At 71.0% G+C, this 22,540-nt stretch carries 24 protein-coding genes and 1 pseudogene; 10 read left to right on the top strand and 15 right to left on the bottom strand.

All coding sequences use genetic code 11. From position 1 onward, the window contains the following. Positions 1–9: 9 nt before the first annotated feature. The 4 genes from ACQEU6_RS24965 to ACQEU6_RS24980 form a co-directional block, all read right to left on the bottom strand. Complete coding sequence (locus ACQEU6_RS24965) at positions 10–816, bottom strand: ABC transporter ATP-binding protein (RefSeq protein WP_499335431.1); 807 nt, start codon at positions 814–816, stop codon at positions 10–12. Positions 817–823: 7 nt separating this feature from the next. Further along, positions 824–1,930 (bottom strand): FecCD family ABC transporter permease, encoded by a 1,107-nt coding sequence (locus ACQEU6_RS24970; protein ID WP_499335432.1) that lies wholly within the window; start codon positions 1,928–1,930, stop codon positions 824–826. A gap of 58 nt (positions 1,931–1,988) precedes the next feature. Next, complete coding sequence (locus ACQEU6_RS24975; RefSeq protein ID WP_499335434.1) at positions 1,989–2,126, bottom strand: hypothetical protein; 138 nt, start codon at positions 2,124–2,126, stop codon at positions 1,989–1,991. Positions 2,127–2,218: 92 nt separating this feature from the next. Further along, on the bottom strand, positions 2,219–3,064 hold the full coding sequence (locus tag ACQEU6_RS24980; protein WP_499335435.1) for an NAD(P)H-binding protein: 846 nt from the start codon (positions 3,062–3,064) through the stop codon (positions 2,219–2,221). 80 nt (positions 3,065–3,144) lie between these two features. Between ACQEU6_RS24980 and ACQEU6_RS24985 the strand changes: the two genes are divergently transcribed. Continuing rightward, positions 3,145–4,086 (top strand): AraC family transcriptional regulator, encoded by a 942-nt coding sequence (locus tag ACQEU6_RS24985; RefSeq protein ID WP_499335437.1) that lies wholly within the window; start codon positions 3,145–3,147, stop codon positions 4,084–4,086. Between the two features lie 69 nt (positions 4,087–4,155). On the opposite strand, the gene msrA is transcribed toward ACQEU6_RS24985, so the two are convergent. Beyond that, the gene (msrA, locus tag ACQEU6_RS24990) at positions 4,156–4,665 is read right to left on the bottom strand and encodes a peptide-methionine (S)-S-oxide reductase MsrA (RefSeq protein WP_499335439.1); all 510 of its coding nucleotides are present in this window, start codon (positions 4,663–4,665) and stop codon (positions 4,156–4,158) included. A 181-nt stretch (positions 4,666–4,846) separates the two neighbouring features. Then, positions 4,847–5,146 (bottom strand): hypothetical protein, encoded by a 300-nt coding sequence (locus ACQEU6_RS24995; RefSeq protein ID WP_499335441.1) that lies wholly within the window; start codon positions 5,144–5,146, stop codon positions 4,847–4,849. Positions 5,147–5,209: 63 nt separating this feature from the next. On the opposite strand from ACQEU6_RS24995, the gene ACQEU6_RS25000 reads away from it, so the two are divergent. Continuing rightward, on the top strand, positions 5,210–6,247 hold the full coding sequence (locus ACQEU6_RS25000; RefSeq protein ID WP_499335442.1) for a hypothetical protein: 1,038 nt from the start codon (positions 5,210–5,212) through the stop codon (positions 6,245–6,247). A gap of 38 nt (positions 6,248–6,285) precedes the next feature. Here ACQEU6_RS25000 and ACQEU6_RS25005 read toward each other — a convergent pair whose 3' ends face one another. The 5 genes from ACQEU6_RS25005 to ACQEU6_RS25025 all read right to left on the bottom strand — a co-directional run bounded on the left by ACQEU6_RS25005 (position 6,286) and on the right by ACQEU6_RS25025 (position 12,128). Beyond that, on the bottom strand, positions 6,286–7,521 hold the full coding sequence (locus ACQEU6_RS25005; RefSeq protein ID WP_499335444.1) for an FAD-dependent monooxygenase: 1,236 nt from the start codon (positions 7,519–7,521) through the stop codon (positions 6,286–6,288). After that, the gene (locus ACQEU6_RS25010) at positions 7,518–9,032 is read right to left on the bottom strand and encodes an MFS transporter (protein ID WP_499335446.1); all 1,515 of its coding nucleotides are present in this window, start codon (positions 9,030–9,032) and stop codon (positions 7,518–7,520) included. The genes ACQEU6_RS25005 and ACQEU6_RS25010 overlap by 4 nt, the downstream gene beginning before the upstream one ends. Positions 9,033–9,276: 244 nt before the next feature. Then, positions 9,277–9,957 (bottom strand): response regulator transcription factor, encoded by a 681-nt coding sequence (locus ACQEU6_RS25015; RefSeq protein ID WP_499335449.1) that lies wholly within the window; start codon positions 9,955–9,957, stop codon positions 9,277–9,279. After that, positions 9,954–11,240 (bottom strand): sensor histidine kinase, encoded by a 1,287-nt coding sequence (locus ACQEU6_RS25020; protein WP_499335453.1) that lies wholly within the window; start codon positions 11,238–11,240, stop codon positions 9,954–9,956. The genes ACQEU6_RS25015 and ACQEU6_RS25020 overlap by 4 nt, the downstream gene beginning before the upstream one ends. A gap of 186 nt (positions 11,241–11,426) precedes the next feature. Next, on the bottom strand, positions 11,427–12,128 hold the full coding sequence (locus ACQEU6_RS25025; protein WP_499335457.1) for a TetR/AcrR family transcriptional regulator: 702 nt from the start codon (positions 12,126–12,128) through the stop codon (positions 11,427–11,429). A 59-nt stretch (positions 12,129–12,187) separates the two neighbouring features. On the opposite strand from ACQEU6_RS25025, the gene ACQEU6_RS25030 reads away from it, so the two are divergent. After that, entirely contained in the window at positions 12,188–12,952 is a 765-nt protein-coding gene (locus ACQEU6_RS25030) for a DUF4097 family beta strand repeat-containing protein (RefSeq protein WP_499335459.1), read from the top strand. Positions 12,953–13,062: 110 nt separating this feature from the next. Here ACQEU6_RS25030 and ACQEU6_RS25035 read toward each other — a convergent pair. Further along, a pseudogene (locus tag ACQEU6_RS25035) lies at positions 13,063–13,544 on the bottom strand (DUF998 domain-containing protein); the annotation flags it as partial. Between the two features lie 34 nt (positions 13,545–13,578). On the opposite strand from ACQEU6_RS25035, the gene ACQEU6_RS25040 reads away from it, so the two are divergent. From ACQEU6_RS25040 to ACQEU6_RS25050, 3 genes are all read left to right on the top strand, one after another. Further along, on the top strand, positions 13,579–13,959 hold the full coding sequence (locus ACQEU6_RS25040; RefSeq protein ID WP_499335460.1) for a TetR/AcrR family transcriptional regulator C-terminal domain-containing protein: 381 nt from the start codon (positions 13,579–13,581) through the stop codon (positions 13,957–13,959). Between the two features lie 527 nt (positions 13,960–14,486). Next, on the top strand, positions 14,487–14,738 hold the full coding sequence (locus tag ACQEU6_RS25045) for a DUF4873 domain-containing protein (protein ID WP_499335461.1): 252 nt from the start codon (positions 14,487–14,489) through the stop codon (positions 14,736–14,738). A gap of 224 nt (positions 14,739–14,962) precedes the next feature. Next, positions 14,963–15,316 carry a hypothetical protein gene (locus tag ACQEU6_RS25050; protein WP_499335462.1) on the top strand — a complete coding sequence of 118 codons (354 nt, stop codon included), beginning with the start codon at positions 14,963–14,965 and terminating at the stop codon, positions 15,314–15,316. A gap of 103 nt (positions 15,317–15,419) precedes the next feature. On the opposite strand, the gene ACQEU6_RS25055 is transcribed toward ACQEU6_RS25050, so the two are convergent. Continuing rightward, positions 15,420–16,571: an epoxide hydrolase family protein gene (locus tag ACQEU6_RS25055; protein ID WP_499335463.1), complete on the bottom strand. Its 1,152-nt coding sequence runs from the start codon at positions 16,569–16,571 to the stop codon at positions 15,420–15,422. Between the two features lie 62 nt (positions 16,572–16,633). Between ACQEU6_RS25055 and ACQEU6_RS25060 the strand changes: the two genes are divergently transcribed. Next, the gene (locus ACQEU6_RS25060) at positions 16,634–17,686 is read left to right on the top strand and encodes a helix-turn-helix transcriptional regulator (RefSeq protein ID WP_499335464.1); all 1,053 of its coding nucleotides are present in this window, start codon (positions 16,634–16,636) and stop codon (positions 17,684–17,686) included. A 14-nt stretch (positions 17,687–17,700) separates the two neighbouring features. Here the strand turns inward: ACQEU6_RS25060 and ACQEU6_RS25065 are convergent, their stop codons facing one another. Next, positions 17,701–18,222, bottom strand: coding sequence for a hypothetical protein (locus tag ACQEU6_RS25065; RefSeq protein ID WP_499335465.1), 522 nt, complete (start codon positions 18,220–18,222; stop codon positions 17,701–17,703). Positions 18,223–18,309: 87 nt separating this feature from the next. On the opposite strand from ACQEU6_RS25065, the gene ACQEU6_RS25070 reads away from it, so the two are divergent. Then, positions 18,310–19,446: a serine hydrolase domain-containing protein gene (locus tag ACQEU6_RS25070; RefSeq protein ID WP_499335466.1), complete on the top strand. Its 1,137-nt coding sequence runs from the start codon at positions 18,310–18,312 to the stop codon at positions 19,444–19,446. A gap of 177 nt (positions 19,447–19,623) precedes the next feature. Here ACQEU6_RS25070 and ACQEU6_RS25075 read toward each other — a convergent pair whose 3' ends face one another. Next, the gene (locus tag ACQEU6_RS25075; RefSeq protein WP_499335467.1) at positions 19,624–20,883 is read right to left on the bottom strand and encodes an IS701 family transposase; all 1,260 of its coding nucleotides are present in this window, start codon (positions 20,881–20,883) and stop codon (positions 19,624–19,626) included. A gap of 190 nt (positions 20,884–21,073) precedes the next feature. Between ACQEU6_RS25075 and ACQEU6_RS25080 the strand changes: the two genes are divergently transcribed. Next, entirely contained in the window at positions 21,074–22,414 is a 1,341-nt protein-coding gene (locus ACQEU6_RS25080) for a serine/threonine-protein kinase (RefSeq protein ID WP_499335468.1), read from the top strand. Then, positions 22,408–22,539, top strand: a complete 132-nt coding sequence (locus ACQEU6_RS25085) for a hypothetical protein (protein ID WP_499335469.1) — start codon at positions 22,408–22,410, stop codon at positions 22,537–22,539. The genes ACQEU6_RS25080 and ACQEU6_RS25085 overlap by 7 nt, the downstream gene beginning before the upstream one ends. The last annotated feature ends 1 nt before the right edge of the window (position 22,540 follow it).

Consider the following 22,540-nt stretch of genomic DNA (forward strand, 5'->3'; position numbering starts at 1 on the left):
GGTGTGGCCTCAGGTCGTGGACGGTGTGGAGGCGCCCCTGTCCGCCGGTGCGGTCGCGTCGCCGAGGGGGTGAAAGAGGAACTGGATGCCGCGGGAGGTCTCCACCCGTTCGACACCGACGCCGTAGACGCCTTGCAGCAGTTCAGGTGTCAGCACCTCGGCGCCGGGCCCGTGCGCGACGACCTCCCCGTCCTGGAGCACCAGGACGTCGTCGCAGTACCGGGCGGCCAGATTGAGGTCGTGGAGCACGATGACCGTGGTGACGCCCAGCCCGCGGATCATGCTGAGCAGTTCGTGCTGGAACCGGATGTCGAGGTGGTTGGTCGGCTCGTCCAGCACCAGATGCGCCGGCTGCTGCGCCAGCGCACGGGCGATCATCACGCGCTGCTTCTCGCCGCCCGACAACCGGACGAAGACCCGGTCCGCCAGGTGCCGCGCCCCGACCCTGCGCAGCGCCGCCGCGGCGATCCGGTGGTCGTCCGCGCTGTTGCGGGAGAACGTCGCCCGATGCGGGGCCCGGCCGAGCATGACCATGTCGGCCACGGTCATCGGCAGGTCGCCCGACGACTCCTGCAGCACGACGGCGACCTGCCGGGCGAGCGCGCGGTGGCCGATGGAACTCAGCGGGCGCCCGTCCAGCAGGACCTGCCCGCCGGCGGGCGTCACGATCCCCGTGAGCATCCGGACCACCGTCGTCTTGCCGCTTCCGTTGGGGCCGAGCACCCCCAGGATCCGGCCGGACTCCGCCCGCACATCGATGCCGCGCACCACCGTGGTCGCGCCGTAGGCGTAGCTGAGGCCGCGTCCTTCGATCATGGCCGCCTCACTCGCTTCCGGCGTGCAGGCGGCGGACCAGGACGAGCAGGAACGGTGCGCCCACCAGCGCGGTGATGATGCCGATCGGCAGCTCCTGCGGGCTCAGCACCATGCGGGCGGCGAGATCCGCCCACAACAGGAAGGTCGCGCCCATCAGGGCCGCGACGGGGACGGCCCGGCGATGCGCGGCCCCCACGACGCGCCTGGCCAGGTGCGGGATCACCAGCCCGACGAACCCGATGCTGCCCGACGCGGCCACCAGCACCCCCACCGCCAGGGACACCAGCACCAGCAGCACGAGGCGGAACCTCGTCGGCGAGATCCCCAGGGTGTGCGCGGTCTCGTCCCCGATCGCCAGCGCGTCCAGTTGGCGCCCCCACAGGGTGAGCGTCACCGTCACCAGGGCGACGGCGGCCAGGACCACGACCAGTGGCGCCGACCAGTGCGCGAGCGCCAGGGTGCCCAGCAGCCAGAACAGCACCGATCGCGAGCCCTCGGCCGAGTCGGAGGCGAAGATCAGAAAGCTGGTCAGGGCGTAGAGCGCGTAGCCGACGGCCACCCCGGTCATCAGCAGCCGGGTCGAGGTGATCCGTCCGGCCGTGCGAGCGATCACGAAGACCAGCAGGGAGGCGGCCAGCGCGCCCATGAAGGCGGCGATCTGCAGCGCGTACTCGCCCCACCCGACGCCGAACCCGAACAGGATCGCGGCCGCCGCGCCCGTCGACCCGCCGGAGTTGACTCCCAGCAGGTAAGGGTCGGCGAGCATGTTGCGCACCATCGCCTGCAACGCCATGCCGGTGACGGCGAGCCCGGCGCCGACCGCCGCGCCCAGCAGCACCCGCGGCAACCGGACCCGCCAGACGATCGAGTCGTGCGCCGACCGCCAGGTGACCTCGGCCGGGCTCCCGACCAGGTGATGACCGACGATGTCGAAGACGGTCGCCGGCGGCACCGACACCGCCCCCATCCCCACCGCCGCGACGACCGACCCGCAGAGCACCGCCGAGAGCCCGAGCAGGAGCAGCAGGTACCGGCGCCGCCGGGAGGACGCCCCCAGATCGTCGAGGTCGTGTCCCGGTTCCGCGACGGCCGGGACCAGCGACGGCGAACTCATGCATCCCCTTAGTTATTGCAAGTGATATGCAACAACTAAGGGTGTGCAGGAGCATCTGTCAAGCACGGTGATCACGTGACAAACCGCTCATCCGGGGCTGTTCGGCGTCGTCCGCGGTGGGCCGCACGGACCGGCGTCCCTCCTCGGCCTCGCGATGCACGATCGCCTCGGCCAGCGCCGGCGGGATCGTCACCATCACCGGAACGCTGGGGCACAGTCCCTCTGCCGTCGCGCCCTGGCACCGGGTGCCCGCTTCGGCGGCCGTCTGCTTCGGCGGTCCCGGGACGGTCAGGTCGGCCAGCCGCCCGCGGCGGCGGTGGACCTGGCGAAGTCGGCGAAGGTCCGCGGCCGGCGGCCGAGGGCCCGCTGTACGCCGTCGGAGACGTAGGCGTCCGTCCCCTTTCTGAGCGGTCCGATGACGTCGGCGAAGGCTTCGGCGTCAGCGGGCGGCCATCCCTGCCGGACGAGTTCCGCGACGTACTCTCCGACCGAGAGCGGCACGTAGCGGATCTCCCGGCCGGTGGCCTCGGAGATCGTGGCGACCGCCTCGGTCAGCGTCACCGCCCGGGGCCCGGACAGTTCGTAGATCCGGCCCGCGTGCCGGTCCTCGGTCAGCGCGGCGACCACGACCGCGGCGATGTCCTCGGCGTCGACGAAGCTCGCGGCCCCGTCGCCGGCGGGCAGCCGCAGCTCACGGTCACGGACGGCGTCGGCGAAGAAGCCCTCGCTGAAGTTCTGCGCGAACCAGCCCGGCCTGCTGATCGTCCATTCCAGGCCGCTTTCACGTACCGCGGCCTCGCTGTCGAGGATGCCCTCCAGGACACCGCCGCCGTCCTCGGCGTAATCTGGATCGTCGATGCCGCGTCCCGAGGCCAGCACGATCCGCCGGACCCCGTGCCGCACCGCCCGCTCGATGAACGGGCGGACGAGCTTCGTGCCGTCCAGCTGGACGATGTAGACGGCCCGCACGCCCTCCAGAGCGGAGTCCCAGGTGCGGCCGTCGGTCCAGTCGAAGGGGTGCTCACCGTTCCGGGAAGCCGCGCGAACCGGCACCCCGTCGGCTCGCAGTCGGCTGACGACGCGGCGGCCGGACTTGCCGGTCGCTCCGGTGATGAGAATCGGATGTTCGGACATGACCCCAGCCAACCGGCTGCCGCTGAGACGGTCCATGGCTTGAACGCTCTACCAGATGTCCAGGCGTCTACGCTCAGGGGATGGACGCCGTGTCGGAGCTGTTGGCGGAGGTGCGGGCGCACGGCGCCGTCTTCCGACAGACGATCATGCGGCCCCCGTGGGCCCTGCGGATGGCCAGCGGCGCTCCGCTGACGCTGGCCACCATGCTGCGCGGCCGTGCCTGGATCGTCCCCGACCAGCACGAGCCGGCGCTCATCGAAGCCGGAGACATCGCGGTCGTCCGAGGCGACGCGCCCTACACGGTGGCCGACGACCCCGCGACCACGCCTTCGCTGGAGGTGACCAGAGCCGACTACTGCTCGGCGACCGAGGGCATCGAGCGCGCTCCTGGGCCCGCCAGGACCTGCGGGACGCTCGTCGACGGTGCCCCCGTGCTTGTCAGCGGTGCTTTCGAGCGCCGGGGAGAGCTCAGTGAACGGCTGCTGCGGGCCCTGCCCGCCGTGCTCGTGGTGCCGGCCGAGGGCGGCCTCTTTCCAGCGGTGGAGACGGTGGCCGCGGAGGTCGCCAGAGCCCGGCCGGGACAGCAGCTGGTGCTGGACCGGCTGCTGGACCTGATGCTGGTCGCCGCGCTGCGCGACTGGTTCGACGACGCCGGTTCCAATGCCCCGGCCTGGTGCCGCGCGCTGGACGACCCGGTGGTGGGAGCCGCGCTGCGGCTGCTGCACGACGCACCCGCCCACCCGTGGACGGTGGGGGACCTGGCGGCCAAGACGGGCGTCTCGCGGGCGGCGCTCGCCCGGCGGTTCACCGCGCTGGTCGGGGAACCGCCGATGGCCTATCTCGCGGACTGGCGGATCACCCTGGCCGCAGACCTGCTGCGCGAGACCGACCACACGGTGGACGCGATCGCCAGGAAGGTGGGCTACGCCAACGGCTATGCGCTGAGCGTGGCGTTCAAGCGCCTGCGCGGCACGCGTCCCACCGATCACCGGAGCCCGGAACCCCGCTGGCGGGCAGGATGACGCGCCCGCTGCCCGCCCCGCGCGCCGCGGAGGACGGCGATGCGCTGACGCCCGCGCCGTCCCGCCGTGTCAGGCTCCGGCGGTCCGCTGGGGCAGCTTCCAGCCGGGGCGGGGGAAGTGGCACGTGTAGCCGTTCGGGTACTTCTGCAGGTAGTCTTGGTGCTCGGGCTCGGCTTCCCAGAAGTCGCCGGCGGCGGTCACCTCGGTGACGACCTCGCCCGGCCACAGGCCGGACGCGTCGACGTCGGCGATGGTGTCCTCGGCGACCTTCCGCTGCCCGTCCGAGGTGTAGAAGATCGCGGAGCGGTAGCTCGCGCCGACGTCGTTGCCCTGCCGGTTCCTGGTCGTGGGGTCGTGGATCTGGAAGAAGAACTCCAGCAGCGCCCGGAAGTCGGTCTCGTCGGGGTCGTAGACGACCTCGATGGTCTCGGCGTGGGATCCGTGGTCGCGGTAGGTGGCGTTCGGCACGTCGCCGCCGCTGTACCCGACCCGCGTGGAGACCACTCCGGGCAGCCGGCGGAACAACTCTTCCATCCCCCAGAAACAGCCGCCCGCGAGCAATGCCCTCTCGGTTGCCATGTTCCTCGTCCCCCTCGTGTCCTTCGTCTTCCACTAGAGCGGGCGTCGCATCAGCGTTATTCCATGCGTCCAAGCGGGGCAGTGCGAGGACCTCGGTCTCACTTGCCCGTGCGTCACTCGGCCCACAGGGCATCGCCGGGCGGGGCGAGACCCGCGTTGCGGGTTGCCCGGTGCGGGCGTGTCAGCCGCTCAGCTTCACGACCAGCGAGCGCAGGTGGGCCGCCGAGGCGTTCTCCTGGCCGCGCGTCACCCACGCCGCGATGTGTTCGTTGACCAACTCGGCGAGGCTCGCACGCTCGTCGTCGCTGAACTCAACCGTGATCGTGGTGCCGGTCCGGCGGTCGTAGGCCGTGAAGAGGATCTGTCCGACCGCCTGTTCGGCGGCAGGGGGCCTGCGGTTGCGCTGAGCATGCCACCCGGCACTGCTGTTGACGACGCCCCAACCGTGCAGGGCTTCGTAGCTGGTGAGTTCGAGCCTCATGGGGCCGGCACCTCTCGCCGCAGAGGGGCGTGGCCGCACCCTACGCAGATACCCTACGCGGGTGTGGCCGCCACATTGGCCGAGGTCTACGTCGAACTGACCACCGCCCGCTACGCCCGGCCGGCCGGGCCTGCCGCGCATGTAGAGGCCGTCTCGTTTCGAGTGTTGCCTACGATTGTGCGGATGCGTGTCCTCTCCATCTCGCGGGTGGCTCCGTCCGTGCCATTTGCGGACGGAGAAGTCGGGCTGTCGTACGCGGCGAGCGCCGAAGGCGTGATCGGTGTTCTCGCGACCAGCGAGCCCGGCCTGGCTCGCGGCTTCGTCCGTGGGCCGGGCGGCGGTTCGATGCCGTTCTACCGGCCGCCTCGGTCCTGCCCGGTGGTGCTCTACACCTACGAGGCGCATGGGTGGCATCGGCTGGAACTGTCCTGCCTTCCCGTGTCCTACCCGGTGATCGCCCTGCTGCCGCGCGGTGAACTGCTGGTCGTCTGCCCCTGCCTTCCGTGGATCGACGGGCAGTGGGAGTCCCGCAACGCCCACGTGTTCGGCCCGGACGGAGCGCATCGGCGCACCTTCGCGCTGGGCGACCACATCGAACAGATCGTCTCGGACGATTCCGGCACCATCTGGACCTCGCACGGCGAGCAAGGCTGGCACGAATCGTTCGGTCTGGTGCGCCGGGACCCCCGCGGCACGTGGCTGTGGGATTCGGGGATCGCATGCCTTGACGACGCCGTCAACTCGCACGCGGGAGTTGCCTGGGCGTACCGGGGCGGTTCGCTGATCCGGATACAGGCCGACCGCACGGTCGAACACGCATGTCCGGTGGATGACGTTCGTGCACTCGCTTTTGTCGACGACCACCTGCTGCTCGCCGGACCCGATGACCGGCTTTCGTGGTGCGTGCTGAGCGACGGTGTGATCCGGTTGCTGGACGCCGCGGAAATCGTCGGGCCGACAGGGAGACCTGTGCATGATTGGCAAGTCCTCGACGCCCGCGGCCCTTACCTGTACCTCCACGACCATGGCGATGGATATCACCGCCTGGATATCACCGACGAAGCACACGTCCGCCCCCATGGGCCGATGTCCGAGCGGTGATCGACACCGTGCGCGTGACGGTTCGTGGGCTCGTTGGGTCACGGCATCGGGGGGAATTCGGGCAGTGTGAGGGCCGAGTGGGCTGGTCGTGCCGGTGTTGAGGGCATGGTGACGAGGCCGCGCAGCATGGTGTCGCGTTGCTCCAGGGCCGACGCGGTGGTGGGGAAGAGCGTGGCCGCGCCGTTGTCGACCAGCGCTTGATTCATGGCCACGAACTCGCGGACGTCGCGTTCGTAGGCGGTGAAGGCCGCGGCGTGGTCCCGGGTCGAGGCCAGGGCGTTGGCGAGCATGTAGGCGCCGACCAGCGCGAGGCTCGTTCCTTGTCCGGTAAGGAACGAGGGTGCGTACGCGGCGTCGCCGATGAACGCGACGCGGCCGCTGGACCAGCGGGGCATGCGGATCTGGCCTGCCATGTCGAAGAACAGGTCATCCGCGTCGCGCATGGCGTCGACCATGCCGGGGACCTCCCATCCCGCGCCTGCGAAAGTCGTGGCGACGAGGTCCCGCTGGGCGTCGAGGTTCCGGAGGGCATCGAGGTTCCGGAGGGCATCGCGCGGCGGTTCAGGTCGGTGAAAGGTCAGGAAGGCGTGCAGTTCGTCGCTCTCCCCGACGGCGTAGAGGGCCGCTGCCCTCCCTGGGGTGTTCCACATGATGAGCTCGCGGGAGAGCCCGAACGTGTTCGGCATGGTGAATATGGCGAAGCAGTAGCCGAGGTAGCGGTGGAACTCTTCTTCGGGGCCGAACAGGGACTCTCTGGTGTGAGAGTGCATACCGTCGGCGCCGACCACCACATCGAACGTGCGCTGTCGGCCGCCGTGGAGAGTGACGTCGACCCCGTGCTCGGACTGCGTGAGAGTTTCGATGGAGTCGTCGAACAGGAATTCCACGTCGTCGCGAACCATCGCGTAGAGGATGGCCGCCAGGTCCCCGCGGCGCACCTCCAGGTCCCGTCCCTCGACGCTACCGGCGACGGCGCTCGGGGTGACCGAGGCCACTTCGCCGCCATCGGCGTTGAGGAAGGTGCAGCGGCGCGAGTCGATATGGACGTCCCGCAGTCGCGGCAGTATCCCCATTCGCCGGACCACTTCGATCGCGGTACCGCGGACGTCGATCGGGTAGCCACCGCCGCGCACGGCGCCCGCCTTCTCCAGCACGGTGACCGCGAATCCGGACCGGTGCAGCCAGTACGCCAGCGCGGGTCCGGCGATGCTCGCCCCAACGATCAGGACTTCGCGCTTCGCGGTTCCCCTCACGTCCATCGTCAGACCGGTCATGCCCGGGCTCCCTTCTTCGTGATGCGGACGACGAGCAGCGACGCGGCCGCGATGAGGCCGGCGGTGACGAAACCCGTGACGAAGGCCGATTCGGCCGGGAGGCCCGTCGCCGGGTCGGCGCCGGCGGCGAGGATCGCGCCGCCGACCTGGACGCCCACGGCGACGCCGATCACGCGGGTCACCACGAGCAGGCCCGTGGCGATGCCGGTGTCCCCGGCGTCGACGGCGGTGGCGGTGCCGGCGAGCAACGCCGTGGTGCCGACGCTCGCGGCGAACGCGGTCAGCGCCTTCGCGAGGGCGAGTTGCCATGCCTCCGTGTGCAGCGACGCGAGGGCGATCATCGTGGCCGCCGTGACGACGGCGCCCGCGATGACCACGGCACGCGGGCCGAAACGCCGCGCCGCGACCCCGCCGACCGAGTCGCTCACCGCCCCGGCGATGGCGCCGGGCATCAGGAACAGTCCGATATCGGTGGTACTGATCCCGAAGCCGTAGCCGTCGGCCGAGATCGCGAACAGCTGCGGGAGCAGGAAGGTCACCAGGCCGAATCCGGCGGTGATGGCGAAGGTGAGGACGCACGCGCTCCACATCGCGGGCTTGGCCAGCATGCGCAGGTCGACCATCGGCGAGGCCGCCCGGCGCTCGACGACGACCCAGCCGGTCGCGAGGGCGACCACGACCAGCGCGATGGCGCCGACCCCGAGCGGCGGCAGGCCGGGGCTGGTCACCGTCACCAGGCCGAGCATGAGCGCGAGCAGCGTTCCGCTCAGCAGGACCACGCCGGGCCAGTCGATGCCGTCGTCCGACGGGATCGGCGGATCATGCGGCATCAGCCGGGCCACGACCAGCGTCGTCGCGGTGATCGCGATCGTCGGGAGTGCGAACATCCAGTGCCAGGACAGCTCTTCCGCGATCGGCCCGGCGACCAGCGTTCCCACCATGCCGCCGCCCGTGAACAGCGCGACGACCAGCCCGATCGCCACCTGCGACTCCCCTGCCGAGAGATGTTTGCGCACCAGGATGAAGGAGATGGGCAGCACGCCCACCATGGCGCCCTGCAGTACCTGGCCGAGCAGCAGCATCGGCAGGTTCGGCGCCAGGCCGGCCAGCAGGCCGCCGGCCGAGACCACGGCCATCAGCCGGACCAGCACCCGCTTTCCGCCGTAGCGGTCGCCGAGTTTGCCCGCGACGGGTGTGACGACCGCGCCGGTGATGAGCAGTGTGTTGCCGACCAGCGCCCCCTCGGCAGGGCTGACGCCCAGTTCACGTTGCAGCAGCGGGAGCGCGGGCTCCACCACTGACTGCAGGGCGCCGAGGGCGAGCGCCAGAATGCCGAGGGCGCCGATCCACAGCCTTCCCGTGCGGGGCGGGGAACCACAGCTTTGGGAAGAGGTCTTCTTGTCATCGCTGGTCGTGAGCGTGTGCGTGGAACTGCTCGATGTGTGGACCGCGCTCTCGATCTGGCGTCGCCAGAAGGCCCGCCGATCGACCCGGTGAAGAAATGTCGCCATCTGCTGATCACTCCAGAGACCACTGGGCAAGGGAAATGCGTGGGATTCACGCGTCTCCAACATCTCCCTCTGGGGCCTCGCCGGGCATCGTCCCCCGCCACCGTCTTCCTCTGGTGCACTCGGACCAATCCCTCACGCGTTTTGGTGCGTACGCACTACGCGCAATGGGACGCCTGGTGGTGGCGATGACCGGGGCGAGCAAGCAAAGAAGGGTGCGTGGCGGCCGCGTTGAGGCGCCGACGGCTTATGGCAACCCGTCGTGGTCGGCTTGGGCCAGGCCCGTCCGGTAGGCGATGACGACGAGTTGCGCCCGGTCGCGGGCCTCCAGCTTCGTCATGGCGCGCTGCACGTGGGCGCGGACGGTGAAGGGGCTGAGGAACATCCGTTCGGCGATCTCCTGGTTGGACAGGCCGGTCGCGACCAGAGCCACCATCTCGCGTTCGCGCGGGGTGAGCACGGCGAGCTTTTCGGAACGGCGCGGCGGGACGCCGTCCGGTGTCGCCAGGAAGCGGGCGACCAGGGACCGGGTCGCGGCTGGGGAGAGCAAGGTGTCGCCGCCGGCGATCGTGCGCACGGCGTCCATCAGGTCCTCGGCGCCGATGCCCTTGCCGATGAAGCCGCTGGCCCCCGCGCGCAGCGCCTGGGCGACGTACTCGTCGGTCTCGTACGTGGTGAGGATCAGGATGCGGCTGGCGCGGAGGTCCGGGTCCGCGCAGATCTCCGTCGTGGCGGTGAGACCGTCCACCTCGGGCATCCGGATGTCCATGACCACCACGTCCGGGCGCAGCTCCCGGGTGAGCGTCACCGCCTCCCCGCCGTCGGCGGCCTCGCCGACGACGGTGATGTCATCGGCGGTCTCGAGAAGCGTCCGGAAGGCGCCGCGAAGCAGCGCCTGGTCGTCGGCGAGCAGCACCCGGAGCGTCATGGCGCGTCCCCAGCCTCCCCGTCGGTCATCCGCCCCTCGATCGTCGCCGCTCCGCCGGTCTTCCCCGCCGTGTCCTTGGCGGGAGGGAGGGGCAGCTCGGTGGAGACGAGGAAACCGCCCTCCGGGCGCCTGCCCGCGGAAAGGCGCCCCCCGACCGCCGTGGCACGTTCACGCATCCCGATCAGACCGTAACCGGGCGGACGATCCGGCGGCGGCGTCGCGGGGGCCGCCGCTCCGTCGTCGGCGACGGTGACGGCCACGCGATCGCGGTCCCAGGCGAGGCGCACCCGGGCGCTCCCGGCGCCGGCGTGCTTGGTCACGTTGGTCAGGGCCTCCTGGACGATGCGGTAGGCGGTCAGGTCCACTCCCGGCGCCAGCGGCCTGGCCGTGCCGTCCTGGTGCACCGACACCTCCAGACCCGCGCGGCGGAAGGACTCGACGAGCGCGGGAAGCCGGGCGAGACCGGGCGCCGGTTCGGCGGGCGCGGCAGCGTCCCCGGACTGGCGCAGCAGACCGACCGTGGCCCGCAGGTCGTCGAGCGCGGCGCCGGTGGTCTCGACGAGCTCTTTCAGGCTCCTGCGGGTCTGCTCCGGGCGGGAGTCGAAGAGGTGGGCGGCGACCGTCGCCTGCGCGTTGGCCAGAGTGATCTGGTGGGCCACGAGGTCGTGCAGCTCCCGGGCGATGCGCACCCGCTCCTCGGCCACTCTCCGGCGCGCCTCGCTGTCCCGGCTCTCCTCGGCGCGCCGGGCCCGTTCCTCCATGGCCGCCAGGTAGGCCCGCCGGTTCCGCGTCGAGTGACCGAGCACGCCGGCCACCATCGGGAACGCCGCCACCGCTCCCACCCTGCTCGCGTCCTTCCACGAGAGGGCCCCGAACAAGGGGGCCGAGGCGACCAGCAGCGCCGCGGAGGTGAGCGCCACCGCGCTCGCCGCGTGCCGTTCGGTGCGCGCGGTGAGCGAGTAGGCGGTGACCACGGCGGGGGCCACGATGAGGGGGCTCAGCAGGAGGTCCGCGAACGGCACCAGTACGCCGCTCGCGGTCGTGACCGCCATGGCCGCGAGGGGCGCCCGGCGCCGCGCCGGCAGCACGGCGCAGGACACCGCGGCGATGAGGCAGGCGGCGGCGGACGGCGGTGACAGCGTGCTGCCGTCGTCCTGCAGCATGCCGCCGAGCAGGCAGAGCGCGAACGCCGTCGCCGTGATCGCTCCCTCCCGCCACCACGCGCCGCGTGGTCGCGGGCCGCCGCCGCGTTCCTCACCCTCGATGTCCGCAGTCGACAGCACACGGTTCAGAGTACGAGGCCGAAAGGTCGCCACCTGCTGATCACCTGAAACCGTCGGGCAAGGGAGATGCGTGAGGTTCACGCGCCTCCAACACTTCCTCCTCGCGTCCTGCCGGGCATCGTCCCTTGGCACCGTCTTCATCTGGTGCGGACGGACCAGCCCTTCATGCGTCCTGGTGCCTGCGCACTACACGTCGGACTCGGGGTGAGGCGCGGACGGTGGGGCGGTCCGCCCGGCCCGGGGCAGCCGACGGGGTCGCTTCAGGCGTGGGTGGTCGGGGGGGAGCAGGGCGGTCAGCACGGCGGTGAACGCTCGTCGGATGACGTCGGCGGTGACGGCTTCGGGGTCGGCGAGGTGCTCGTTGACCAGGCCGTTGGTGAGGCTGTGCAGGATCAGCCCGGCCAGTTCCGCGGGGACGGCCGGGCCGGCGCCGGTACGCCGGGTCACCTCGGCGATGGAGCGGGCGGCGGTTTCGCGCTGGGCCCGGCGCATCGGGGTCAGCACGGCCCGGGTCTGGTCGTCGCGGGCGGCGCGGGCGGCGAACTCCAGGCCGAGTTGGCCGCGCCCGCCGTCGGTGACGATCCGGGCGGCGATCAGCGCGGCGACGCGTTCGACCACCGCGTCGGCGTCCTCGGCTCCGTCGATCTCGGCGGACACGACCGCCAGCTCGTCGTCGGCGGCCTGGGCGAGGACGGCGCCGAACAGCTCCTGCTTGCCACCGAAGTTGGAGTAGACGGCGCCCTTGGTGAATCCGGCGGCGTGGGCGATGTCCTCGATCCGGGCGTCGTCGTAGCCGCGTTCGGTGAACACCCGCACCGCCTCGGCCAGCAGCCGCCGCCGGACCTCCTCACGCGGGACCCGCCGGGCGGGTTCTGGCTTGTCGGTCACGACCGAATCGTAGCATACTCAAAGTATTCAATACTTTTGGTATCGACTGGGGAGGTCCCTTGACCGTCTCGTTCCACCGCGCCCTGCCGTCCGCCATCACGGCGCTGATCGCGCTGGCGCCCCTCACCGGCTGCGGCGCATCGGCGGACGACGCGCCGCCCGAGACCCGCTCCTTCAGCCCCGCCGGTCCCCGGCTCACCATCGCCAAGGACCAGGGCGACCTGGACATCCGGCCCGCCGACGTCAAGGACGTGCAGGTGACGCGCCGTTTCGACCGGTGGGCGGTGATCGGCGGCAAGCCGGCCACGACATGGGAACTCACCGGCGACCGGCTCACCCTGGCCACGGACTGCGGCACGCTGATCGGCGGCTGCGCGGTGCGCTACCAGGTGCGGGTCCCCCGCGACCTCACGGTCGACGTCCAGGGGCAGAACGGAACGATCTCGGCCACCGGTTTCAGCGCCGCGCTGGGCATCCGCAGCGAGAACGGCGCGATCACGGTCGACGGCGCCACCGGCCCGCTGAGCCTGCGCAGCGAGAACGGCGAGCTGCGCTCCACCGCGACCAGGTCGCCGCATGTCTCGGCCACCTCCCAGAGCGGCAAGGTCGACCTGTCCTTCGCCGCCGCGCCGCAGCAGGTGACGGTGACCACCGAGAACGGCGACGTGAAGGTGACCGTCCCGCAAGCCGGCTACAAGGTCGCCACCACCACCGGCAGCGGCGACGTCCGCACGGACGTCCCCGGGAACGCCTCGGCCCCCCGTTCGATCACCGCCCGCACCGACAGCGGAGCGATCACCCTGACCACCGCGACGGACGGCTGAACGACCGGGGGCCGCCCTCGGCGGCCCGGCCGTGCCGTCGGAGCAGGCCGATGGCGAGCACGCCGAAGTAGCCGAATCCGACGGTGATGCTGATCCGCTGCCACAGACCGTGGCGAGTACAGCATCCAGCCCCGCCGCCCGTCGGCCGCGAACCGGGCGGCGAGCACGAGCATGGCGGTGGTCATCACGGTCCAGGTCGGGAACAGGTTCGCGTCGTGGACCAGGCTGTGCAGGCTGGGGTTCGCGGTTCCGGTACTTCCCACGGGACAGCCGGGCTTGGGGTCGGCGGCGAACACCCCGGCCACCACCGGGCCGAGCCCGAACGGGCCGACGGCCACCGGCGCCGCGGGTGCCCACGGCCCGGGTTCGGCACGTTCCGCAGTCCGAAGGCGAAACACATCGTGAGCGCGCCGGCGGCGACGAAGTTGCCGATCATGAGCCGGCCGCGGTCGCCGTCGGCGAGTTCACTGCCGAAGTGGTGCAGCGGGTCGTAGCCGGGTCGCGTCAGGCCGTCGAGGAGCAGCACGGCGGTGTACAGCGCCGGGGCAAGGCCGGCCAGCAGCAGGAGCCGAGGACGCGGATCGCGCGGCATCGCCACGAGGAGACCTCCAAGTCACGGACGGGAGGTGTCTGCCGAGCAGTACGTCCGCCGTCTGCGGGACACGCTGCTCACCCACCCCCACGCGGTCACCATCTTCGCCACGCGCCCGGTGCGCTCGCCGGCGGCCGTCGAGACCGGCAACCACATGATCGAGGTCATGACCGAGTCCGGCTTCGCTCCGGGCACCGCCCTGCAGATCCAGCGCTGCCTGCGGGAATTCACCGTCGGGCACGCTCTCACCCTCGCCGTGCTCAGGCTCGGCGGCGGCCGGCGCAGCCGGAAGCCACCGCCGCACGCACCCGAGTACAACCTGCTCGCCAGGAGCGCCGACGACGCGGGTCCCGGCGACCACTTCGAACTCGGCCTCACCGCGATGCTCGACGGCTTCGCCCGATTGACCGACTGAACGGGCGATCACCGCACGACCCGAGAGTGGACGACAGCGGTGCGGTTCCACCCACGCGACCGCGCAGCAGGTCCTGCGTGTACGCGGCGAGACGGGCGGCATCGTCGGGGTCCAAGGTCTTCATGGACGGGTCGACGGGCTTGCCGCGGTCGATCGCGGACCCGGCGGGCGGTCGGTCGAGCCATTCGACGATCGGCCGGACCGCGTCGGCGACGGGACGGGCGAAGAACCTCGCGAGCAGTTTGATCGTGCGCTGGACGACCGGGTTCGGATGAGCCCCGGCGCCGCTCCGGGTGAATCCGGGATCACCCCGCTCGGCCGCACGTTGCTGGACCCCTTGTCGGCGCTGGCCGACTGGGCCGTCCGCCATGAGGCGCAGATCAACGAGGCCCGTTCCCGTCGCACAGGCGCATAACGACGCCGGGACAAGGCCGGGCGACCGGGGCGGGCCGGGAACGTCCGACCACCGCACTAGGGTGCGTCTTCATGAACACACTCCACACCAGCGTCGTCGAGAAGGCCCGGGCGTGAGCCGCTACAGGGGCGCCGCCACACTGATCAGCAGCGGCGGAGCCGAGGTCGAGGTCTACGTCGATCTGCGCGCCAAGCAGCGGGAGTGGTCCGGGACCGCGACCATCGCCGACTTCGATGGCGGCGACTCCCACGACCAGACGCTGAGGCTCCCCGACGGCCGCGAGGCGCAGGTCACACTCGGCGGTTCGGAAACCTGGTCGGACGTCATCACACTGATCGGCAGCGGCCCGCCGCCGTTCGCCTGAGCAGGTTCTCCAGCCGGCGAACTCAGCAGCCCTCGCCCGGGTAGGCGGTTCCGGGGTCAACGGCGGACGTTCCAGCGATCAGCGGGCCGGGGCGGCCTCCAGCACGGGGACGGACCATGCCCGCCGGGCGGGCAGCGCGGAGGTGGCCAGGTGGATCAGGCCGACGGCGCCGACCGCGACGCCGAGGCCGAGCAGAGTCCCCAGCCCGATGGCGGGAGCAGCTCATGGACGGCGTCCTCGCGCTCCCGCACGCCGGAGGGATCCCCCCGCGCGACGCGATGGCGGCCGCCGACGCCCTCTCACCGCACATGACCGCCGCCGCGTACGAGATGAGCCTGCTGACCGACGCGGCCGCGACGTCCGAGCAACTGCAGCGGCGGACGTCCCAGATCACCCAGTACCTGGAGGTCCTTCCGCCGGACCGCCTTCCCCGCCTGCGCGCGTCACCGGCCCTCTTCGGCGAGGAGGAGGAGGAGGAGGCGCAACCCGACGGTCTGCGGCCCGGTCTGGAAATGATCTTGAACAGCGTTCTGGCCCGCATCCGGCCCGCCGGCCTCCGCCCGGCCGCGCCCGAGTGACCACGACGCGTCCCTTGGTGGACGGAGCCCCGGGGGTTTCGGGGCGGACGTCGGTGCGGCGGGAGCGGGTCGTGGTCGACCTGCTCCCGCCGCAGCCGGAGGTTCAGCTCTCGCGCAGCGCCGCGAAGAAGGTGCGCAGGTCGGCGGTGACCGCGTCGGGGACCTCCAGCGAGGCGAAGTGGCCGCCGGTGGGGAACTCGCTCCAGTGCACGATGTTGGTGTTGTCGCGTTCGGCGAGGGAGCGGATGGTCTGGAAGTCGTCGGCGAAGACGGCGACGCCGGTCGGCGCGGTGTTGATGGCCGGTTCGGCGCCGGAGTGCGCCTCGGCGTAGTGGTAGCGGCCCGCGGTGGCCTGGGTGTTGGTGAGCCAGTACAGCGTGACCTGGGTGAGGATCTGGTCGCGGGTCACCAGGCTCGTGCCGTTGCCGAAGGAGTTGAACAGCTCGCTCCAGGCCAGCTGGCCGACCGGCGAGTCCGCGATGCCGACCGCGACGGTCTGCGGCCGTGAGGCGTTGATCGCGTTGTAGCCGCCGACCGACTGGAACCACCGCATGTGCTCCAGCGCCGCGTACTCCTTGGGCCCGAAGCCGGCGAACTCGTCCGGGTCGCCCGAGGGGAAGGAGAACAGCTGCAGCACGTGCATGCCGAGGTATCCGGGCGGCTTGAGCAGTCCGAGCTCCCTGGAGACCATGGTGCCGGCGTCGCTGCCGTGCGAGCCGTAGGTCTCGTAGCCGAGCCGGCGCATCAGGGCGTCGAAGGTGCGGGCGACCCGCGCCATCGTCCAGTCCCCGCCGGACAGCGGGGTGCTGAAGCCGAAGCCGGGGATCGAGGGGACGACCACGGAGAACGCGTCCTCGGCCCGTCCGCCGTGCGCGACGGGGTCGGTGAGCGGGCCGATCATGTCGAGGAAGTCCACGAACGAGCCGGGGTAGGTGTGGATGAGCAGCAGGGGCGTGGCGTCCGGCTCGGCGGAGGGGACGTGGATGAAGTGGACGTCCTGGCCGTCGATGTCGGTGAGGTAGTGCGGGAACTCGTTCATCCGCGCCTCCTGCCGCCGCCAGTCGAAGCCGTCGCGCCAGAAGTCGACGGTCTCGCGCAGGTAGTCGTTCGGCGTGCCGAGGTCCCAGTTGTCGACCGCGGCGGGGCGGGGCAGCCGGGTGTTGGCGAGTCGCAGGGCGAGGTCGTCGAGCTCGGCCTGGGCGATCTCCACGCGGAAGGGGCGAATTTCGGGCGAAACGGTCTTCGTCGTCGTCATGCCCTTAAGGTAGATCCTATATAGGAAGACTTGGTTCCTAATTTTGCGGCATGATGCAGATCATGCTGGACACTTCCGCGAGGCTGCTCGCCCTGCTCTCGCTGCTGCAGTCGCGACCGTCCTGGCCGGGCTCCGAACTGGCCGAACGCCTCGGCGTGAGCAGTCGCACGATCCGCAACGACATCGCCCGGCTGCGCGAGCTCGGCTATCCCGTGGACGCCACGCGCGGGACGACCGGTTCCTACCGGCTCGGCGTCGGCACGAAGCTGCCCCCGCTTCTGCTGGACGACGAGGAGGCCGTCGCCATCGCGATCGGGTTGCGCGCCGGAACCGGCATCAGCGGCATCCAGGACAGCAGCGCCCGCGCCCTGGCGAAACTGGAGCAGGTGCTGCCGCACCGGTTGCGCCGCCAGGTCGCGGCGATCCACCAGTCCACTTCGCAGGGGCCGCAGAACACCGGTTCCAACGTGGAGGACCCCGAGGTCGACGCGGCGGTCCTGGCCCAGATCGCGTCGGCCGTCCGCGACCGCGAATGGTTCCGGTTCGAGTACGCCACCGGGCCCGACGACCGGGCGGGCGAGCTGCCCTCGGGCACGGCGGCGACGTCCGGGCCCAAGCTCGTGGAGCCCTACCGGCTCGTCAGCTGGACGCGCCGCTGGTACCTGGTCGGGCGGGATCCGCAGACCGGCGCCTGGGCGACGTTCCGGGTCGACTGGATCACCCCGCGCACGCCCACCCGCCGCGTGTTCACGCCGACCCCGCTTCCCGGGCTCGACTACACGAGCTTCGTCCTGCGTGACGTCGCCTCGACGGGATGGAAGGTGCACGCCAGGATCACCGTGTTCGCCTCCGCCCAGGAGGTGCTGTCGCGGATCAATGCCACCGTCGGGGTGGTCGAGTCGGTCGGCGACGAGCAGTGCGTGCTGGTGACGGGAGCCGACAGCCTGGAGACCATCGCGGTGTACATCGGCATGCTCGGGCTCGACTTCGAGGTCACGGGGCCGCCCGGTCTCGTCGGCCATCTCGCGGTCCTGGGCGAACGCTACCTGCGCTCCGTCGGCCGGATGCGCAGGAGCCCCGGCGACGGTGATGCGAATCCCGCCAAGCGTCCGTGACCGATCCGCCAGGGTCACCTGCCCACGGCGGCCTGGACGATCTCGACCTCTTCGCCCGCCTTCACGGGGAGGGTCGCACCTCCCGCGAGCGCCAGGCTCAGCGCCACCGCGGCCCAGCCGATCGCGGGCCGCCACCGCGGCCTCCGGGCCGGCCTCGGCTCGGTCGCGGTGACGGGACCGCCGACCGCGATGCGCTTCCTGACGGCCACCCAGGACGCCGCCTCGTCTTCGTCCAGCCCGCACGCCAGCACGAACGCGACCAGCAGCTCCTCGCGGGGCAGGCTCGTGCGGCCGAGCGCGGTGGACGCGGTCGAGTAGGGCAGCACTCGACCGGCTTCGGCGGCCCGGCGCTCCAGCCGCCGGTAGCTGAGACCCGACCAGGCCTTGAGCCGGCGCAGCGCGGCGACGAACTCGGCCTCGTCGGTGGCCACGTCCGGTGACGGTGGCGGTGGCGGTGCGGTCACGATCTCACCCCGGTGGTCGTCGATCGCCCCACTATGCCCCACGCTGAACAGGCCGTACAGCGTCTCGCACAAGCTCGAACGGCATGACCTCTTGATCACCGCGGCCCGCGGCGGCCAGCCTCTGGCGCATCCCCCGCGAGACACCGCACTGGAGGTCGCATGCAACGGATCAACCCGCTCCCCCTCGCCGTGGCGCTCACGACCGCGCTGGCCGTGGCGGGCTGCGGAGGCGGCGCCGCGGGCGTGCCGAGCGCCGCCCGAAGCGCGGCCGAGCCCGTCGACCGTTCGATCGCCCGTTACCTCGACCGGACGCTGCCCGAGGGGCCGGGCGGCACGGTGGTCGCCGCCCGCGGCGCCGAGCTCGCGCACTGCAGGGGCTTCGGCCTGGCGGACCGCACGGCCGGGATCCTCGCCACGTGCGACACCGTGTACGACGTCATGTCGATCACCAAGCAGTTCACCGCGGCCGCGATCTTGAAGCTGGAGATGATGGGCAGGCTCCGGACGACCGACCGGATCGGCACGGTCCTCGGCCCGGTGCCCGCGGACAAGCGCGGCATCACCCTGCATCAGCTGCTGACGCACACGGCCGGGCTGGCCGAGGGGCTCGGTGACGACTACGAGCCCGTCTCCCGCGACGAGATGCTGGGCGAGGCGCTGAGATCCAAGCTGGTCTCCCGCCCCGGCGCGGAGTTCCACTACTCGAACACGGGATTCAGCGTGCTCGCCGCCATCGTCGAAAAGGTGTCAGGGACCGGCTACGAGCGGTTCCTGGCAACGCACTTGTTCGCACCCGCGGGAATGACCCGTACGGGCTATGTGCTGCCGAAGTTCTCCCGCGCACAGGTGGCCGTCGAGTACGACGAGAACGGCGCGAGCCGGGGACGTCCGTTCGACCATCCCTGGGCCGCCGACGGACCGTACTGGTACCTGCGCGGCAACGGCGGCATGCTGTCCACCGGACGCGACATGTTCACGTGGCACCGCGCGCTGCTCGGCGACACGATCCTCAACGCCGCCGCCAAGACCAAGATGTTCGAGCCCCACGCCCGCATCCCCGGCGCCGACGCCGCCTACGGGTACGGCTGGGGCATCCTGCAGACCAAGGACGGCAGGGTCGGCTGGCACAACGGCGGCAACGACTGGTCCTTCGCCAGCTACAGCCGGATCCTGCGCGACGGCACGATGGTCCATTGGGTCACCAACCAGGTGACCCGAGCAGACCAGTGGAACCTTGAGGACCGCGAACTGGAGATGAGCCAGGCCCTGGCCGACCGCGTCCGCGACACCGACTAGTACTACATAGCTAGATCTGGATGATCTGGAGGCGCAGGTGTCGCCTGAAGTGGTGCCTGCGCGCTTCAGCTTGATGGCCACGGCGGAGGGCGGACCAGTAGAGTCCCAGGTCAACAGCGTGATCGTCTTTACCGATCAGGTTGAACAGACGCCGGATCTCTGCGATCGACAGGGCGATCAGTCGCCGGAGAGGCCGTTGAGGTGACCGTCCGGGGGGCGGGTGGTGATTGCTGCCGGTCCGTCTGTTGTGCGCCGCCGGTCGCCGCCGGTTGTCCACAGGGGGCGGGTCCCCTTTTTGGCGGTATGGCGCAGCACGGCGAGAAAGGCCATGGCGAGCATCGCCAGGGTGATGTGGCGGTACCAGGCGCGGTAGAGCCGGAACTGGTATTGCGCCAGCCCCGCTTCCTGTTTGGCGGCCTCGAAACATTCCTCGATCGGCCAACGGGAGCCGATGACCCGGACCAACTCGCATAATCCTTCCCCGCGCGGGTTGTAGGAGTGAAAGTACGCGAGTTCGCCATCGGTGATGTTTCGCCGGAACACGTACTGGTGTCCCGGGAACGGTGCCTCGATCACGGCCCAGTCATAGACCCGGAAGCCTTTCGATCCGATTCCGCAGGCTCGGCGTTGCCAGTCGTGGGGTTTCAGTTGTGCGGCGACGGTCTCGACAATGGCGGGGTCGCCTGTCGCCGAGGAAACGCTTCCGGTGATGACGGTGGTGTTCTTGGGCACGGCCATGCAGTAGGCGATCTGTTGTTCCTCCAGATGACGGCGCAGTCTGTGGTTTTGGCCGAACTCCTCGTCCCCGGCGAACCACGCGAACGGCACCCCTGCCCCGACCGTCCGGTCGATCATGGCCTGGACCTGCTGCGGGCGGGTCATGAACGCCAGGTCCTCGGGGACGCCGGCCTCGGCCCGCCGCTCGGCGTCGGCGCACCAGGAGCGTTCGGGCATATAGAGTTCCCGGTCGATGAGCACCCGGTCTCCGGCCGTGTTGGCGTAGGCCAGGAAAGTGCCGATCTGACAGTTGTCGACCCGGCCGAGCGTCCCGGAGTACTGCCGTTGTACCCCGGCCGACTTCTTTCCCTTCTTAGCGAACCCGGTCGGGTCGGCGATCAGCACCGCCCGGGGATCGGCGAAATACTCCATCGCATAGGACCGCACATCGTCGCGCAGCCCATCGGCGTCCCATGACGTCAGGTTGATGAACCGCTGGACCGCTGTCGGCCTGCGCTCCCCGGTGAACTCCGAGATCGTCCAGGAATTCTTGCGCGCGAGTGGCGCCAGCAATCCCCGCAGGTACTGCCGGAAATGCTCACGTGACTCCGTCCGGTACCATCGGCGCTCGAACCGGACGCACACCGTCTCGAAATCCGAATTCCATCTGTCCAGAACCGCTGCCGTCACCGCACCGGCGCACTCACGAGAGTCAAACATACAGACACCGTTACACCACCCAGTGTGATCACGTAGAGGAATCGTTCGATCGCCCACCGAGATCTAGGCATGTAGTACTAGCCCCGGTTCTCCCTGGCCCGGCGGCGGTGCCGGGTCGGGGATTCGGGCCGGACGTTCAGACAGTGTTGTTCATTTGAGGCGTGTCCGGCCGGTGGGCTACGGTCCTCGCGTGGCTGAGGACCTTGAGCGGGTGTTGCTGGGTCGCTACCGGCTCCTCGATCCGCTGGGACGCGGCGGTATGGGCACGGTCTGGCGCGCGTACGACGAGCGGCTCGGCCGCCAGGTCGCGATCAAGGAACTGCGGCTGCCCGAGGGCCTGAGCGCCGAGCAGCGCGGGGCGTGGACGGCGCGGCTCGACCGGGAGGCGCGTGCGGCGGCCCGGCTCCGGCACCCGGGCATCATCACCGTTCACGACCTGGTCACCGACGACGGGCAACCCTGGATCGTCATGGAACTGGTGCCCGGCCCGTCCCTGGCCGATCTGCTCGCCGAGCAGGGCCCTCTTTCTCCAGAGCGTGCCGCCGCGCTCGGCGTGCGGGTTCTGGACGCGTTGCGCGCGGCCCACCAGGCGGGCATCGTCCATCGCGACATCAAGCCCGCCAACGTGCTGCTGGAGGGTGACCGGGTCGTCCTGACCGACTTCGGGATCGCCGCGGTCGAGGGCGACGCGACCCTGACGCGTTCGGGCGTGCTCCTCGGAACCCCCGCGTACATGTCCCCCGAGCAGGTCCGCGGCCTGCCCGCGGGCGCGGAGTCGGACCTGTGGTCGCTCGGGGCGACGCTGCACACCGCGGTCGAGGGCCGCCCGCCTTTCGCGGGCAGCGGCCCCGGGGCCGTGTTCGTCGCCGTCGCGACCGAGGAACCGGCTCCCGCTCCCAACGCCGGGCCCCTCGCGCCCGTCCTCCACGGCCTCATGCGCAAGAGCGCGGCCGAGCGGATGACTCTCGATCAGGCGCTGCGGACGCTGGACTCGCTCGCGTCGCGACGAGCCGGGTTCGCTCCCGCGCCGGCCGGACGGCAGGGCCCGCCCGCCGAGCATGTCGGGCCGATTCCCGGACCAGTGGGCGGCGCCGCACCGCCGCCACCGGGGCGCCCGGCTCCCTGGCGGCCACCGGCAGGTGCACCGCCGACACGCGTGTCGCACCAGAACGGACGCCTTGGCCGACGGCCGGGCTTCGCCGTCGCGGGCGCGGCGGCGCTGTTGATGATCACTGTGCTGCTGCCCTGGCAGACGGTGACCGTCTCCATACCGGACCTTCCCCGCGACATGACGACCACCACCACCGGGCTCGGTTCGGTCTGGGGCTGGGTGACGTTGCTGTGCGCGGCGGCAGCGGCCGTGTTCGGCGTGCTCGGTGGCGTCCGGTCCAAGGGCGGGCTCACGGCGGTCGCGGCGGCGCCGGCGCTGATCGGCCTGCTCATGCTGGCCGCCGTGGCCGCCCTGCCCAGGTTCAGGAAGCCGACGGTCCCGAACGTGAAAGGCTGCCCCCGCAGCTGGCCTCCATGGTGAACAGTCACACCAAGGCGTCCGTGGACTTCGGCTGGTATCTCGCGGTGCTCCTGACGCTGCTGGTCATCGGGCTGAGCATCGCTTCTCTTGCTCTCACGCTGAGGCTGAACACCACGAAGCCGTGAG

This window comes from Spirillospora sp. CA-108201 (assembly GCF_050936235.1).
GTDB lineage: Bacteria > Actinomycetota > Actinomycetes > Streptosporangiales > Streptosporangiaceae > Spirillospora.

What these genes read in the sequence shown, in the direction of transcription:
- ACQEU6_RS25015 (WP_499335449.1), bottom strand. Translation starts at nt 9,957, where the DNA reads ATGACGCTCCGGGTGCTGCTCGCCGACGACCAGGCGCTGCTTCGCGGC.
- msrA (WP_499335439.1), bottom strand. Translation starts at nt 4,665, where the DNA reads ATGGCAACCGAGAGGGCATTGCTCGCGGGCGGCTGTTTCTGGGGGATG.
- ACQEU6_RS24970 (WP_499335432.1), bottom strand. Translation starts at nt 1,930, where the DNA reads ATGAGTTCGCCGTCGCTGGTCCCGGCCGTCGCGGAACCGGGACACGAC.
- ACQEU6_RS24985 (WP_499335437.1), top strand. Translation starts at nt 3,145, where the DNA reads ATGGACGCCGTGTCGGAGCTGTTGGCGGAGGTGCGGGCGCACGGCGCC.
- ACQEU6_RS25010 (WP_499335446.1), bottom strand. Translation starts at nt 9,032, where the DNA reads ATGGCGACATTTCTTCACCGGGTCGATCGGCGGGCCTTCTGGCGACGC.
- ACQEU6_RS25005 (WP_499335444.1), bottom strand. Translation starts at nt 7,521, where the DNA reads ATGACCGGTCTGACGATGGACGTGAGGGGAACCGCGAAGCGCGAAGTC.
- ACQEU6_RS25060 (WP_499335464.1), top strand. Translation starts at nt 16,634, where the DNA reads ATGCTGGACACTTCCGCGAGGCTGCTCGCCCTGCTCTCGCTGCTGCAG.
- ACQEU6_RS25070 (WP_499335466.1), top strand. Translation starts at nt 18,310, where the DNA reads ATGCAACGGATCAACCCGCTCCCCCTCGCCGTGGCGCTCACGACCGCG.
- ACQEU6_RS25085 (WP_499335469.1), top strand. Translation starts at nt 22,408, where the DNA reads ATGGTGAACAGTCACACCAAGGCGTCCGTGGACTTCGGCTGGTATCTC.
- ACQEU6_RS25055 (WP_499335463.1), bottom strand. Translation starts at nt 16,571, where the DNA reads ATGACGACGACGAAGACCGTTTCGCCCGAAATTCGCCCCTTCCGCGTG.
- ACQEU6_RS24995 (WP_499335441.1), bottom strand. Translation starts at nt 5,146, where the DNA reads ATGAGGCTCGAACTCACCAGCTACGAAGCCCTGCACGGTTGGGGCGTC.
- ACQEU6_RS25050 (WP_499335462.1), top strand. Translation starts at nt 14,963, where the DNA reads ATGGACGGCGTCCTCGCGCTCCCGCACGCCGGAGGGATCCCCCCGCGC.
- ACQEU6_RS24965 (WP_499335431.1), bottom strand. Translation starts at nt 816, where the DNA reads ATGATCGAAGGACGCGGCCTCAGCTACGCCTACGGCGCGACCACGGTG.
- ACQEU6_RS25075 (WP_499335467.1), bottom strand. Translation starts at nt 20,883, where the DNA reads ATGTTTGACTCTCGTGAGTGCGCCGGTGCGGTGACGGCAGCGGTTCTG.
- ACQEU6_RS24975 (WP_499335434.1), bottom strand. Translation starts at nt 2,126, where the DNA reads ATGGTGACGATCCCGCCGGCGCTGGCCGAGGCGATCGTGCATCGCGAG.
- ACQEU6_RS24980 (WP_499335435.1), bottom strand. Translation starts at nt 3,064, where the DNA reads ATGTCCGAACATCCGATTCTCATCACCGGAGCGACCGGCAAGTCCGGC.